Genomic DNA, 13,317 nt, shown 5'->3' on the forward strand with positions numbered 1-13,317 from the left:
CCCTCAACCCGCTCGCGGCGACTCCGCAAGCACGCCGCGCGGTGCGTCGTCTGCATGCAGCGGCAGCTCGGCCTCGAGCGTCGTGCCGCGGCCCGCGACCGCGTCGATGCGCAGGCCGCCGCCGAGCGCCTCGAGGCGTTCGCGCATGCCGCTCACGCCGTTGCCCGGCACGATCGCGCCGCCACGGCCGTCGTCGACGATGCTCAACCGCGCGTGCGTGGCATCGCGCGTCGCCGTGATGCGCACGCGGTGTGCACGCGCATGGCGCTGCACGTTGGTGACGGCTTCGCGCACGGTCAGTGCGAGCGCGGTCTCGAGGTCGGCCGGCAGCGACGTCGCGTCGAGTTCGTAGTGCAGCGACACGCCATCGGCCTCGAGCAGCAGCTTGGCCGAGGCGAGTTCGGCGGCGAGGCCCGCGGCGCGGATGCCGGTCACGGCGCGACGTACCTGCGCGAGCGCATCGCGCGCCACGCGCGTGACCTCGTCGATCTCGTGGCGCGCGGCCTGCGGGTCACGATCGAGCAGCTTGCCCGCGAGCTCGGACTTGAGCGCGACGAGCGACAGCGTGTGGCCGAGCAGGTCGTGCAGGTCGCGGCCGATGCGCTCGCGTTCGGCGAGCGCGGCAAGCCGGCGCACCTCGTCGTGCGAGAGCTTGAGTTCGGCGCGCTTGCGCGTGGTCTCGACGAAGAAGTGGTTGCCGAGGAACACCGCGATGCCGACGATCAGCGTCACCGCGAACACGAACAGCGGATAGCGCAAGGCGAGCACCTGGGCGAGGAACAACGCCAGGATCAGCGCCGCCCACGCCGCACGGCGTCCGAACGGGCCGCCGATGAAGGCGGCCGTGGCGAGCGCGTAGATGATGTAGGTGTTGCTGAACGGGTTGATCGGCAGCAGCGCGTAGCCGAGCGCCGCGATGCCGAGCATGCACAGCGTGCGCGCGAACGTCGTGCGCAGCCGGAAGCTCAGCACGTAGATCGGCAGGAATGCGACGATCGTGACGAGCGTCGCAGGCAGCATCGCCGGACGCTCGCCCCAGCGCGGTCCGGTGGTGTCGGCGAACACCATCGGCACGAACAGGAACACGAGGTAGCCGAGCAGCCACACCGGCGTCCAGCCGAGGCCGAGGTCGTCGGGGATCAGGCGGCGGCGCAGCGCCAGCAAGGTGATCATCATCGTGCGCAGGGCGTTCATGGCCGGCTCCCGCGCAACTCTACCGCATCGATCGCGAAGCGGAACGCGCCGGCCGGCGCACCGGCGGCGAAGCTGATCGCACGCAGCTGGGCGAAATCGGCGCCGCCGAACGCGGCCAGCGGCAAGCGCACTTGGGTCCATTCCGGACCTGCCGTGAACGCGTGCATCGCGGGCATGCCCTGCATCGTCGGACCGGACATCAGCATGACCTGGTACTCGCGCCCATCGCCGCGCACATGGAAGACGAGTTCGGTGTTCGCGCGTGCGTCGACCGCACCCATCGGCGTGCGCGCCGGCAGGAACGCGATGCCGGCCCATGGATACGCCGAGCCTGCGGCGATCTCGCCGGAGACCTCGAGCGCTCCCGCACTGCCGACCGCGCCGCCCGCGACGAGCGCATGGCGCACCGTCGAGCGGCCACCCATGACCGCATCGGTGGTCTCGTGCCAGCCCGAACCGAACGCGGCCGTGACGGCGCCGTCGTCGAAGTCGGCGATGCGTGCATTCGCGGGCAACACGTCGACGGCGTCTTTCGACTCGCCGGCACGTGGACGCTCGACCGCGTAGCCGTTCTTCCAGACCGCGACGATCGCGCGCGTCGCGCGGATGTCGGAGGTCGGATCGCCGTCGACGAGCACGAGGTCGGCGCGGCGTCCCTCGGCGATGCGGCCACGGTCGTCGATGCCGAAGCGGTCGGCACTGCGCGACGTCGCCGCCGCGAGGGCCTCGAGCGGCGTGAGGCCTGCGCGCACGAGCAGTTCGAGCTCGCCGTGCAGGCTCGCGCCGTGCGCGGTGCCCGGATTGCCCGCATCGGTACCGGCGAGAATCGTCACGCCGGCCGCATGCAGGCGCCGCACCGACGCGAGCGCATCGCCCGGATACTCGGGATGCGCGTGCAGCGAAGGAAATGCGGCCTCGAGCGTCTGCACCTGCGCGGCCGAGAGCAACGGCCGCAGGCGTGCATCGGCGACCAGCGAACGACCGTCTCCCGCGCCGCTGCCGGCCGCGAACACCGACAGCGTCGGCACCACGAAGAGATCGCGTTCGCGCGCGAGTGCGACGAAGGCGTCGTCGGCCGGCGCATCGACGAACACGTGCGCGAGGCCGTCGGCGCCGGCGCGTGCGGCCATGCGCGCGTCGTCCTGCTTCGACACGTGCACGATCGCGCGCTTGCCGCGCCGGTGCGCGGCCGCGACGACGGCCTCGACCTGGGCCGGCGACAGCGTCGGCCAGCGCGTCGTCGTGCTGTGCGCGGAGAGATCCTCGACGATGAGCTTGACCAGATCCGCACCTTCGTCGACGCGCGCATCGACGAAGGCGGTCGCGTCGTCGCCCTCGGCGAGCGTCGGCACCGGCATGCCGTACTGCGTTCCGTGGCCGCCCGGCGCGGTCACCGCGACGCCGGCGGCCCAGAGGTCGGCCTCGGCGGTGCGCTCCATGCCCTCGCGCTCGCGGCGCAACGTGGCCAGGCGTCCGCGATCGCCGTGCAGGTCGATCGCGAGCGTGACGCCGAAGCGCAGCGCTTCGCGGCGGGCCTCGCCCCAGCTGTGCACGTGCGCGTCGATGAGGCCCGGCATCAGCGTGCGGCCCTTGCCGTCGACCGTCTCGACACCGGGCGCATCGACCTGCGTGCCGATCGCGGCGATGCGGCCGTCGCGCACGAGCACGTCGGTCGCCTCGAGCACGCGCTCGCCGTCGAACACGCGCGCGCCGCGCACGACGAACGTGTTGCCGGCCGGAAGCGCGGGCCCCGTTTCGGGCTTCGATGTCGAAGGTGGCGTGGTGTCCTGCATCACGACCGCGATCGCGAGCACGGCGACCACGGAGAGCCCGGCGATGAGCGAAGTCTTCGAGCGCATGATCGTCCTCCTCAACCGACGTCGGCGAGGCGGCGCCGCGCCATCACGAAGAACGCGACCGTCACCACGGCGAGCACGCCCAGGTGCATCGCGAGGCTGCCGCCGGCGTCGCGTCCGACGATCTTGAGCGCGATCTGCGACAGGTGGAACGACGGCCACACCGGCGCGAGCTTGGTGAAGATCGCGGGCAGGATCGACAGCGGCATCCAGAGACCGGACAGGAACGCCATCGGCAGGTAGATCAGGTTGACGATCGCGGGCGAGGCCTGGCCGCCGACGTGCACACCGATCCACAGGCCGATCGCGCAGAACGGCAGCGTGCCGAGCACGTTGACGAGGAACAGCCCGCCCCACTGCAGCGGCGAGAGGCGCACGCCGCCGAGGCTCGCGGCGAGCACGGCCAGCATCACCGAGATGATCGTCGCGAACAGCATCGCCATGACCATCTTGGCGACGAGTACCGCGCCGGGCGGCACCGGCAGCGCACGCTTGAACACGAGCAGGCCGCGTTCGCGCTCGAGCGCCATGGTCACGCCGAAGCCGAACAGCGCCGAGCCCATGATGCCGAACACGCCGTAGGTCGCGAGCAGGTAGCGCGCAGCTTCGCCACCGCCGCGTCCACCGCCGAGCAGCACGCCGAACAGCACGTAGAACAGCGACGGGAAAAGCAGCGCCGGCAGCACGTACGACGGCGTGCGCAGCAGGCCGAGGAATTCGTACTTGGCTTCGAGCAGGTACGGACGCAGGCGGAAACCGGCATCGAGCGTCGTGGTGTTCATCAGGCGGCATCCCGGGTCAGTTCGAGGAAGGCGTCGGCGAGGCCGGCGCGCTGCACTTCGAGATCGGCGAGCGTGGCGTCGGCATCGAGCAGGCGGCGCACGACGGGTTCGGCAGGATCAGCGACGACGTCGAGCCGATCGCCGTCACGCGTCGCGCTGCGCACGCCCGGCCATGCGGCGACGTCGGCGGCATCGACGCGGCTGACGCAGCGGATGCGGCGCTGGGCGACGTGCGCGCGGATCTCGTTGACGCTGCCTTCCGCGACCGTGCGCCCGCGCTGCAGCACGACGACGCGATCGGCGAGTGCCTCGGCTTCCTCGAGGTAGTGCGTGGTCAGCAACACCGCGCAGCCGTCCGCGACGAGCTCGCGGATCGCCGCCCACAGGCGCTGGCGCGCGTCGATGTCCAGGCCCGTGGTCGGCTCGTCGAGGAACAGCACGCGGGGACGGCCGCAGATCGCGAGCGCGAACTGCACGCGGCGCTGCTGGCCGCCCGAGAGCTTGCCGTAGCGCCGGTCGAGCAGGCCGTCGAGGCCGGCCAGCGCCACGCAGTCGGCGACGCTGCGCGGCTGCGCGTAGTAGCTGCGTGTCAGGTCCAGCAGCTCGCCGACGCGCAAGGTGTCGGCGATGCCGACGCTCTGCAGCATGACGCCAACCTGGCGGCGCGCGGCGAGCACCTGCGGCGCCTCGCCGAACAGGCTCGCGCGGCCCTCGTCGGCCGCGGCGAGGCCGAGCAGCAGGCCGATCGCGGTGGTCTTGCCGGCGCCGTTCGGGCCGAGCAGCGCGAGCAGCTCGCCGGCGCGCAGCTCGAGCGAGAAGCCGTCGAGCGCGACATGGCTTCCGTAGCGCTTGCGCACCTCGGCCAGTGCGGCCAGCGGCGTGGAACGGTCGTGGGTCATGCGGCATCTCCCGTGGCGATGGGAGCATGCTCGTCGAGCGCGGCCCGGCGCGGCAGTCGCAGCGGTCAGGCCGCGCATGTGACAAGCGTCATGGCCCGCCGGGGGTACCGCCCAAAACCGCGCCGTGATAGGCTTCGCGCCACGTTTTTATCAACCCAATCAATAGTTAAGCCTGCTCGGCCCGCGACGTTCCACGGCGCGGGCCGCCGCTTTTGGAGAATGCGAATGAATGCGTCGTTGACGAAACTGCACGCGATGCGTGCCCACGGCACCTCCGTGCGCAGCCCCGGCCTCGCCGATGCGCGCATCGAGGCGCTCGCCGCGCAGCATGCGGACCTCGTCGCCGCGATCGACGACGCGCATGCCGCGTTCGAGGCGCTGCGCGCCAGCGATGCCGCGTTCCTCGCGCTCGACGAGAATGCCCAGATGGCCGCCGTGCAGGCCGATTTCGTCAACTTCTACGCCGACGACGCGGTCAACCCGTTCGTCGCGCTGGCCGCGCGCGGTCCGTGGGTCGTCACCACCAAGGGCGCGGTCGTCCACGATTCGGGCGGCTACGGCATGCTCGGCTTCGGCCACGCGCCGACGCCGGTCCTCGAGGTGCTCGCGCGCCCGCAGGTCATGGCCAACGTCATGACGCCGAACCTCGCCCAGTTGCGCCTCGCCAAGGCGCTCAAGGCCGAGATCGGCCACACGCGCGGCGGCTCGCCGTTCACGCATTTCCTGTGCCTCAATTCGGGTTCGGAGTCGGTCTCGCTCGCTTCGCGCATCGCCGACGTCAACGCCAAGCTCATGACCGACACCGGCGCGCGCCACGCCGGCCGCGAGATCAAGCGCCTCGCCGTCAAGGGTGCGTTCCACGGCCGCACCGAGCGTCCGGCCGTGTATTCGGATTCCACGCGCAAGGCCTACGTGCAGAACCTCGCGAGCTTCCGCGACGAGCGCAGCCTCGTCACGGTCGAGCCGTACGACGTCGACCAGCTGCGCCAGGTGTTCGCCGACGCCGACCGCAACGGCTGGTTCATCGAGGCGATGTTCCTCGAGCCGGTCATGGGCGAAGGCGATCCGGGCCGTGCCGTCACGCGCGCGTTCTACGACGCCGCACGCGAGCTCACGCGCGCCCACGGCACGCTCCTGCTGGTCGACTCGATCCAGGCCGGCCTGCGTGCGCACGGCGTGCTGTCGATCGTCGACTACCCGGACTTCGAAGGCATCGACCCGCCGGACATGGAGACCTACTCCAAGGCGCTCAACGCCGGCCAGTACCCGCTCTCGGTGCTCGCCGTGACCGAACCGACCGCCGCGCTGTACCGCAAGGGTGTCTACGGCAACACGATGACGACCAACCCGCGTGCGCTCGACGTCGCCTGCACGGTGCTCGACATGCTCACGCCGGCGATCCGCGACAACATCCGCAAGCGCGGCGAGGAGTTCCTCGCCCGCCTCGAGGCCCTCAAGGCGGAGCTGCCGGGCTACATCACCAAGGTCCAGGGCACCGGCCTGCTGTTCTCGTGCGAGCTCTCGCCCGAGTTCAAGTGCTACGGCGCCGGCAGCACCGAGGAGTGGATGCGCGAGCACGGCTGGGGCGTCATCCACGGCGGCGCCAACTCGCTGCGCTTCACGCCGCATTTCGCGATCACGACCGACGAGGTCGAGCTGCTCGTCGAAGGCGTGCGCCGCGCCCTGACCGAAGGCCCGCGCCTCGGCCAGCAGGCCAAGGGCACGCGCGCCGAAGCGGCCTGATCGACCCGGCGCGGGCCGTTACGGCCCGCGCCGACGGCGAGACCGCCATGAGCTGGGGTCAGGTTCATTTTTCCCACGCGCCCATCACGACAGGTGGGGCGATAAGGGAAAAATGAACCTGACCCCATTCTTGAACCTGACCCCATGCTTGTCCCTCCCATCCGTGCGCCCCACGAGGCGTAGACTCGCGCGCACCGGTGCCGGGCGGCACCGGACCCACGTGCGGGAGACCCCGACATGATCCTCCGGACCACGATCGCGTTCGCGCTGACGCTCGGCCTCGCGGCGATGCCGCTGCATGCCGCCGAGAAGGCGCCCACCACGCAACAGCAGCGCATGACCGACTGCAACCAGCAGGCGACCGGCAAGACCGGCGACGAACGCAAGACGTTCATGAGCGCCTGCCTCAAGGGCGAGACGCCGGCGCAGACCCAGCAGGACAAGATGAAGACCTGCAACGCCTCGGCCACCGCCAAGGAGCTCAAGGGCGAGGCACGCAAGGCCTACATGAGCAGCTGCCTGAGCGCGAAGCCTGCCGCGACGTCGTGAAGACGGCGTCGGATCGGCCGTAACGCGGAATCCCCGCAACCGTTCGCGTGTTGCGAGCCGCACGTTGCGAGGCCACAACACCCGACGCGGCGGAATCGCCTGCGGCGGTTCCGCCCTTGTGTCTTGATGCTCGCCCCGATCAGGCGATCATTGTCCCGGTGACACTCGGGAAACCCTGACGACGCCGTTTCCGCCCTTGAGCCTCCGAGCTCGTTTTGTAGATGCAGCGCGTCAGGGTTCTTGCTCTCGCCTCGAACTTGAACGGTATCTTCGGCCCGCTTCGGCGTGAGCCAGCGCATCGCAAGGGCAAGTCTGGCGGGATTCCGGGCGCTTGCAGATCGTCCTCGGATTTCAGGAGTACTCCCATGACACAGGTCATCGGCGTGGACGTGGCCAAGGCGTCTTTCGACGTGGCCGCCCCGCTGGGCAACGGCAAGTTCCGCACACGCGGCAAGATCGCCAACACTGCCGCAGGCTGGAACGAGCTGCTGGCGTGGCGGCAGCAGCACGCCCCGGAAGCGGCGGTGTGCATGGAGGCCACCGGCACGTATCACGAAGCCCTCGCGCGCGCGCTTCACGAAGCCGGCGTCACGGTGTTCGCGATCAACCCGGCCAGGATCAAGGCCTTTGGCATCAGCGAGCTGTCACGCACCAAGACCGACCGCACCGATGCCAAGCTCATCGCGCGCTTCTTCCTCGCCCAGCAGGCCACCCAGGCACCCCTGCAGCGCTACATCCCGCCCACGCCCTCCGAGGCGAGGCTGCGTGCGCTCGTGCGACGGCTGGAAGACCTCAAGGACATGCGCCAGATGGAGGCCAACCGCCGCGACGTGGCCGATGCCTCCGTGACCGACGGCATCGACGAAGTCATCACGCTGCTCGACACGCAGATCCGGCACACCGAAAAGGCCATCCGCGATCACATCGACGACGATCCCGACCTGCGCGGCCGCAACGATCTGTTGACCAGCATCCCCGGCATCGGAAAAGCGACCAGCGCCGTGCTGATGACCACGCTGGGTGACCTGAGCACGTACACGGACGTGCGTCAGATCGTGGCGTATGCCGGACTCAATCCCGCACAGCGCCAATCCGGCCGCTACGCAGGCAAGGTCTGCATCTCGCGCATCGGCAACGCCGACCTGCGCGCCAAGCTCTTCTTCCCCGCCATCTCCGCCATGAAGCACAACCCCGCCGTCGCCGCACTCGCGCAACGACTCAAGGAACGCGGAAAGACCGGCAAACGCGCCGTCTGCGCGGCCATGCGCAAGCTCCTGCACATCGTCTGGGGGGTGCTCCGATCCGGCAAGCCTTTCGATCCGCAACGAGCGCTTGCGGGGACGTAGGCAAGACGGTATCTACCCGTTCTTCGTAGGGCGGAACCCGCGAAGCGGATTCCGCCGTCGGCAAAGCCGGTGAACGCCGGCGCGGGCCTGGCCCGCACCGCATCAACGGAAGCGGTCGGTCGCCTCGACGAGCTCGTGCAGGATGCCGGGCTCGAACGCCGAGTGGCCACTGTCGACCGCGATGCGCAGGTCGGCTTCGGGCCAGGCGCGATGCAGGTCCCAGGCGCTGCGCATCGGGCAGACCACGTCGTAGCGGCCCTGCACGATGACCGTCGGGATGGCGCGGATGCGATCGACGTTGCGCAGCAGCTGGTCGTCGTGGTCGAAGAAGCCGCCGTTGACGAAGTAGTGGCATTCGATGCGCGAGAACGCGAGCGCGAACTCGTCCTGCGCGGTGCCGTTGATGTGCGCGTGGTCCTGCAGCAGGAAGCTCGTCGAGCCCTCCCACACCGACCACGCCTTGGCCGCGGCGAGGCGCACGGCCGCATCTTGGCTGGTCAGGCGGCGGTGGTAGGCGCTCATGAGATCGCCGCGCTCGGCTTCCGGGATCGCCGACAGATACGTCTCCCACGCATCCGGGAACAGCGCGTCGCAGCCCTTCTGGTAGAACCACTCGAGCTCCCAGCGGCGCAGCATGAAGATGCCACGCAGCACGAGCTCGCTCACGCGCTCCGGATGCGTCTGCGCGTACGAGAGCGCGAGCGTCGAGCCCCACGAGCCGCCGAACACCTGCCAGCGGTCGATGCCGAGATGGTCGCGGATCGCCTCGATGTCGGCGACGAGGTGCCAGGTCGTGTTGTCGGTCAGTTCGGCGTGTGGCGTCGAGCGCCCGCAGCCGCGCTGGTCGAACAGCACGATGCGGTAGTGCGCGGGATCGAAGAAGCGCCGCGACTTCGGACTGCAGCCCGCACCGGGACCGCCGTGCAGGAACACGACGGGCTTGCCGCGCGGGTTGCCGCACTGCTCGTAGTAGACGTGATGCAGCGGCGAGACCTGGAGGAAACCGCTGTCGAACGGTTCGATGTCGGGATACAGGGTGCGGCGCGCGGCCGAGTCGTTCGTGGTCATGCGCGCAAGTCTAACCGCTCGCCTCCGCGAGCTGCGCATCGAGCGCGGCGGCGAGCTCCGGCAGCGCATGCGCGGCGGTGTCGCGCCAGTGCAGGTCGACCTCGTCGGCACGGAAGCCCGGCTGCGGGTTGATCTCGACGACGAAGGCGCCGGCGCGCCGTGCGAGTCCGGGCAGGCTCGCGGCCGGCTGCACGAGGCCCGAGGTGCCGACGACGAGCACGACGTCGCTGGACCCGGCATGCGCGACCGCACGACGCCATGCCGCCTCGGGCAGCGATTCGCCGAACCACACGACGCCGGGCCGCACGCGGCCGCCGCAGACACACGCGGGCGGCGTCTCGCGCTCCGTCGCGGCGGCGTCGACTCGTGGCGGCGGCTCGCCGGCACGCATGTCGCAGCGATCGCAGCGAAGTGCGAACAGTTCGCCGTGCAGGTGCACGACGTCCACGCTGCCGGCGCGTTCGTGCAGGTCGTCGACGTTCTGGGTCACGACGGCGATCTCGGCACGCGACGCCATCGCCGCGATCGCGCGATGCCCCGCGTGCGGCTGCGCGTCGCGCACGCCGGCCATGCGCCAGCGGTACCAGCCCCAGACCAGCGGCGCATCGGCACGCCACGCCTCGGGCGTCGCGAGTGCCTGCGGATCGAAGCGCGCCCACAGGCCGTGGTCGCCGCCACGGAACGTCGCAATACCGCTTTCGGCCGACATCCCGGCACCGCTCAGCACGAGGACACGGTGGGCCGCGGCAATGCGCGCGGCAAGCGCGGTGGCGATGGCGGAGCGGTCGTGCATGCGGCGTCTCCGCATCGTCGGGACCCCGATGATAGGAAACCGTGCACGCCCGCGTCCTCGTCCGCATCTCCTCGACGATCGGGACACGACCATGCGCCTCGCCGCTACCCTCGCCCTCACCTTCCTGTCGGCCCTCGGCATGGCCCACGCCGCCGACGACGCCACGCTTGCACGCGGCCGCTACCTCGCCGTCGTCGCCGGCTGCAACGACTGTCACACCGCGGGCTTCACGACACGCGGAGGCAAGGTCCCCGAGACCGAATGGCTCAAGGGCGACACGCTCGGCTATGCAGGGCCGTGGGGCACGACCTACGCCCCCAACCTGCGCCTCACGATCGCACGCATGGACCTGCCGGCGTGGACCGCATGGGCGCGCGGCGTCGTGCTGCGCCCGCCGATGCCGTACTGGTCGCTCAACGCGATGAGCGACGCCGATCTCGCTGCGCTGTGGCACTTCACGCGCGCGCTCGGCGAGCCGGGCTCGCCCGCACCGACCGCGTTGCCGCCGGGCCGGGAGCCGCCCTTGCCGGTGTTCCGCCTGACCCTGCCGGCGATGCCGCCGGGCGCGTTGCGCTGACCTGCGCAGGGCTCCCGTGGCGACGCTCGGTTACACTGCGCGCCCCTTCAGGAGCCCCGGATGCACGCACCGACCACCACCAGCGGCACCGCGATCGCGAGCCTCGTGTTCGGCATCGTGTCGTGGGTTGCGCTGCCCGTCATCGGGGCGATCGTCGCGGTGATCTGCGGCCACATCGCGCGCAGCGAGATCCGTCGCGCACCGCAGGGTGCGATCGAGGGCGACGGCATGGCCCTGGCCGGCCTGATCCTCGGCTACATCAACATCGCCGCGACCGTGCTGGTCATGATCGCCCTGGTCGGCCTGATCGGCTGGGGCCTCACGTTCATGAAGCCCTGAGGCGCGCGACGTGTACGGCCTGCTTCGACACGCGCTGTTCCGCCTCGATGCCGAGCGCGCCCACGACCTGACCCTGCGCGCGCTCGACGCCGCCGGCCGCGTCGGCGCGACGGGCCTCGTTGCGCGCCGTGCGGCAGACCTGCCCGTGCGTGCGTTTGGCCTCGAACTCCCGAACCCCGTAGGCCTCGCCGCCGGCCTCGACAAGAATGCCGCGCACGTCGACGCGCTCGCCGCGCTCGGTTTCGGCTTCATCGAGGTCGGCACGACGACGCCACGCGCACAAGCCGGCAATCCGAAACCGCGCATGTTCCGCCTGCCCGCGCACGAGGCAGTCATCAACCGCCTCGGCTTCAACAACGAAGGCGTCGACGCGCTCGTGCGCAATGCCGAGCGCGCGCGTTTCGGCGGAGTGCTCGGCATCAACATCGGCAAGAATAAGGACACGCCGAACGAGCGCGCGGTCGACGACTATCTGCATTGCCTCGAACGCGTCTACGCACGTGCGAGCTATGTCACCGTCAACATCTCCTCGCCGAACACGCAAGGCCTGCGCGACCTGCAGGAAGAAGAGACGCTGCGCCGCTTCATCGCCACGCTGCGCGAGGCGCAGGAGCGGCTCGCCGCGCGCCACGGCGCGCGCAAGCCGATGCTGCTCAAGATCGCACCGGATCTCACCGAAGCGGAGCTCGACGCGATCGCCGAGGTGCTGGTCTCGTGTTCGGTCGACGGCGTGATCTGCACCAATACGACGATCGCGCGCGACGCGGTCGCCGGTGCCCGCCACGCGGACGAGACCGGCGGCCTGTCGGGACGCCCCGTGTTCGCGCGCTCGACCGCAGTGCTCGCCGGCATGGTGCGTCGCCTCGGCGATCGCGTGCCGGTGATAGGCGTCGGCGGCATCCTCTCGGGTGCCGACGCGCTCGCCAAGCGCGAGGCCGGCGCCTCGCTCGTGCAGCTCTACACGGGCCTCGTCTACCGCGGACCCGCGCTCGTCGCCGAGTGCGTCGAGTCGTTGCGCAGGTCGATGCGATGACGCAGATCCCCGGCTGCGTCATCCTCGACGATGCCGCACTCGAAGGTCGCAACACGCTGCGTGTCGCCGCGCGCGCCGAGATCCTCGTCGACGTGCACGACGTCTCTGCGTTGCCTGCGCTGTTCGAGCTGCCAGCGTTCGGCGCACTGCCGCTGCTCGTTCTCGGCGAGGGCAGCAACCTTCTTTTCGCGGGCGACTGGCCCGGCATCGTGCTGTCGATGGCCACGCGCGGCATCGACGTGCTCGGCGAATCCGGGCAGCGCACACGCCTACGCGTCGCCGCCGGCGAGAACTGGAACGACTTCGTGCACTGGTCGCTCGCGCGCGGGTATCGCGGCCTCGAGAATCTCGTGCTGATCCCGGGTACGGTCGGCGCAGCGCCGATCCAGAACATCGGCGCCTACGGTGTCGAGGTCGCCGAGACGATCGCGGCCGTGCACGTGTGGGACCGCCACGACGGTCACGCGCGCGTGCTCGACGCGACGGCCTGCACGTTCGGCTACCGCGACTCGCTGTTCAAGCGCGAACCGGATCGATACCTGATCACCGCGGTCGACTTCGAACTCGCACGCGACGCACCGTTGCGCGTCGACTACGCCGGCATCCGCGACGAGCTCGCCACGCTGGGCGACGGCGAGCCGACCGCGTCGCGCGTCGCCGAAGCCGTCGCGCGCCTGCGTACGCGCAAGCTGCCGAACCCCGCCGTGATCGGCAACGCAGGCAGCTTCTTCAAGAATCCCGTCGTGGCGGCCGATCTCGCCGCCACGCTGAGCGGCGCCCACGCGGGCATGCCGGCATGGCCGTCCGTCGACGGCATGGTCAAGCTCTCGGCGGCGTGGCTCATCGAACAGGCCGGCCTCAAGGGTTATCGCGACGGCGCCGCCGGCATCTCGGCGCAGCACGCGCTCGTGCTCGTCAATCATGGCGGCGCGACCGGCGCGGCGCTGCTCGGCGTCGCGAAGCACGTTGCACGAACCGTGAAGGAGCGCTTCGGCGTGGTCCTCGAAGCCGAGCCCAGGATCGTCGGCAAGCGCTCCTGAAAACGTTTTTCCGGCGGGTTTCGCGCTCGCGGTCACAATTGCAGCGACGTTCCGTCGTTATCGTGCGTTCATTCCCCCTCTCCATGGACCGGGTCGCG

Annotated in this window: 13 protein-coding genes; 7 read left to right on the forward strand and 6 right to left on the reverse strand. The window is 70.4% G+C overall.

Annotation, left to right across the window (positions count from 1 at the left end):
• Positions 1–3: 3 nt before the first annotated feature.
• The 4 genes from ACQQ2N_RS20295 to ACQQ2N_RS20310 are packed head-to-tail and all read right to left on the reverse strand — an operon-like array spanning position 4 to position 4,731.
• Positions 4–1,194: a sensor histidine kinase gene (locus ACQQ2N_RS20295; RefSeq protein WP_440223395.1), complete on the reverse strand. Its 1,191-nt coding sequence runs from the start codon at positions 1,192–1,194 to the stop codon at positions 4–6.
• Positions 1,191–3,053, reverse strand: coding sequence for a CIA30 family protein (locus ACQQ2N_RS20300; protein WP_440223396.1), 1,863 nt, complete (start codon positions 3,051–3,053; stop codon positions 1,191–1,193). Before ACQQ2N_RS20300 ends, ACQQ2N_RS20295 begins: the two co-directional genes overlap by 4 nt.
• A gap of 11 nt (positions 3,054–3,064) precedes the next feature.
• Positions 3,065–3,832, reverse strand: coding sequence for an ABC transporter permease (locus tag ACQQ2N_RS20305; protein WP_440223398.1), 768 nt, complete (start codon positions 3,830–3,832; stop codon positions 3,065–3,067).
• Positions 3,832–4,731, reverse strand: coding sequence for an ATP-binding cassette domain-containing protein (locus ACQQ2N_RS20310; protein ID WP_440223399.1), 900 nt, complete (start codon positions 4,729–4,731; stop codon positions 3,832–3,834). The genes ACQQ2N_RS20305 and ACQQ2N_RS20310 overlap by 1 nt, the downstream gene beginning before the upstream one ends.
• A 255-nt stretch (positions 4,732–4,986) precedes the next feature.
• On the opposite strand from ACQQ2N_RS20310, the gene ACQQ2N_RS20315 reads away from it, so the two are divergent.
• The 3 genes from ACQQ2N_RS20315 to ACQQ2N_RS20325 all read left to right on the forward strand — a co-directional run bounded on the left by ACQQ2N_RS20315 (position 4,987) and on the right by ACQQ2N_RS20325 (position 8,369).
• The gene (locus ACQQ2N_RS20315) at positions 4,987–6,474 is read left to right on the forward strand and encodes an aminotransferase class III-fold pyridoxal phosphate-dependent enzyme (protein ID WP_440225812.1); all 1,488 of its coding nucleotides are present in this window, start codon (positions 4,987–4,989) and stop codon (positions 6,472–6,474) included.
• A 237-nt stretch (positions 6,475–6,711) separates the two neighbouring features.
• Positions 6,712–7,023, forward strand: coding sequence for a PsiF family protein (locus ACQQ2N_RS20320; protein WP_440223400.1), 312 nt, complete (start codon positions 6,712–6,714; stop codon positions 7,021–7,023).
• Positions 7,024–7,388: 365 nt separating this feature from the next.
• On the forward strand, positions 7,389–8,369 hold the full coding sequence (locus ACQQ2N_RS20325) for an IS110 family transposase (protein WP_440223401.1): 981 nt from the start codon (positions 7,389–7,391) through the stop codon (positions 8,367–8,369).
• A 102-nt stretch (positions 8,370–8,471) separates the two neighbouring features.
• Here ACQQ2N_RS20325 and pip read toward each other — a convergent pair whose 3' ends face one another.
• Both pip and ACQQ2N_RS20335 read right to left on the reverse strand, forming a co-directional pair.
• Positions 8,472–9,437, reverse strand: coding sequence for a prolyl aminopeptidase (gene pip / locus ACQQ2N_RS20330; RefSeq protein ID WP_440223402.1), 966 nt, complete (start codon positions 9,435–9,437; stop codon positions 8,472–8,474).
• Positions 9,438–9,447: 10 nt separating this feature from the next.
• Positions 9,448–10,230, reverse strand: a complete 783-nt coding sequence (locus tag ACQQ2N_RS20335; RefSeq protein WP_440223403.1) for an SIR2 family NAD-dependent protein deacylase — start codon at positions 10,228–10,230, stop codon at positions 9,448–9,450.
• A 91-nt stretch (positions 10,231–10,321) separates the two neighbouring features.
• Here ACQQ2N_RS20335 and ACQQ2N_RS20340 point away from each other — a divergent pair, with 91 nt between their 5' ends.
• The 4 genes from ACQQ2N_RS20340 to murB are packed head-to-tail and all read left to right on the forward strand — an operon-like array spanning position 10,322 to position 13,219.
• Complete coding sequence (locus ACQQ2N_RS20340) at positions 10,322–10,807, forward strand: cytochrome C (RefSeq protein WP_440223404.1); 486 nt, start codon at positions 10,322–10,324, stop codon at positions 10,805–10,807.
• A 60-nt stretch (positions 10,808–10,867) separates the two neighbouring features.
• The gene (locus ACQQ2N_RS20345) at positions 10,868–11,146 is read left to right on the forward strand and encodes a DUF4190 domain-containing protein (RefSeq protein WP_440223405.1); all 279 of its coding nucleotides are present in this window, start codon (positions 10,868–10,870) and stop codon (positions 11,144–11,146) included.
• A 10-nt stretch (positions 11,147–11,156) separates the two neighbouring features.
• On the forward strand, positions 11,157–12,179 hold the full coding sequence (locus tag ACQQ2N_RS20350; RefSeq protein WP_440223406.1) for a quinone-dependent dihydroorotate dehydrogenase: 1,023 nt from the start codon (positions 11,157–11,159) through the stop codon (positions 12,177–12,179).
• Positions 12,176–13,219 (forward strand): UDP-N-acetylmuramate dehydrogenase, encoded by a 1,044-nt coding sequence (murB, locus tag ACQQ2N_RS20355; RefSeq protein WP_440223407.1) that lies wholly within the window; start codon positions 12,176–12,178, stop codon positions 13,217–13,219. The genes ACQQ2N_RS20350 and murB overlap by 4 nt, the downstream gene beginning before the upstream one ends.
• The last annotated feature ends 98 nt before the right edge of the window (positions 13,220–13,317 follow it).

The sequence above is a fragment of the Dokdonella aquatica genome, from assembly GCF_051987395.1.
GTDB lineage: Bacteria > Pseudomonadota > Gammaproteobacteria > Xanthomonadales > Rhodanobacteraceae > Dokdonella.

Coding starts and splice junctions, on each gene's coding strand:
- ACQQ2N_RS20300 (WP_440223396.1), bottom strand. CDS start 3,053: ATGCGCTCGAAGACTTCGCTCATCGCCGGGCTCTCCGTGGTCGCCGTG.
- ACQQ2N_RS20295 (WP_440223395.1), bottom strand. CDS start 1,194: ATGAACGCCCTGCGCACGATGATGATCACCTTGCTGGCGCTGCGCCGC.
- ACQQ2N_RS20320 (WP_440223400.1), top strand. CDS start 6,712: ATGATCCTCCGGACCACGATCGCGTTCGCGCTGACGCTCGGCCTCGCG.
- ACQQ2N_RS20335 (WP_440223403.1), bottom strand. CDS start 10,230: ATGCACGACCGCTCCGCCATCGCCACCGCGCTTGCCGCGCGCATTGCC.
- ACQQ2N_RS20345 (WP_440223405.1), top strand. CDS start 10,868: ATGCACGCACCGACCACCACCAGCGGCACCGCGATCGCGAGCCTCGTG.
- ACQQ2N_RS20325 (WP_440223401.1), top strand. CDS start 7,389: ATGACACAGGTCATCGGCGTGGACGTGGCCAAGGCGTCTTTCGACGTG.
- ACQQ2N_RS20315 (WP_440225812.1), top strand. CDS start 4,987: ATGCGTGCCCACGGCACCTCCGTGCGCAGCCCCGGCCTCGCCGATGCG.
- ACQQ2N_RS20340 (WP_440223404.1), top strand. CDS start 10,322: ATGCGCCTCGCCGCTACCCTCGCCCTCACCTTCCTGTCGGCCCTCGGC.
- pip (WP_440223402.1), bottom strand. CDS start 9,437: ATGACCACGAACGACTCGGCCGCGCGCCGCACCCTGTATCCCGACATC.
- ACQQ2N_RS20305 (WP_440223398.1), bottom strand. CDS start 3,832: ATGAACACCACGACGCTCGATGCCGGTTTCCGCCTGCGTCCGTACCTG.
- ACQQ2N_RS20310 (WP_440223399.1), bottom strand. CDS start 4,731: ATGACCCACGACCGTTCCACGCCGCTGGCCGCACTGGCCGAGGTGCGC.
- murB (WP_440223407.1), top strand. CDS start 12,176: ATGACGCAGATCCCCGGCTGCGTCATCCTCGACGATGCCGCACTCGAA.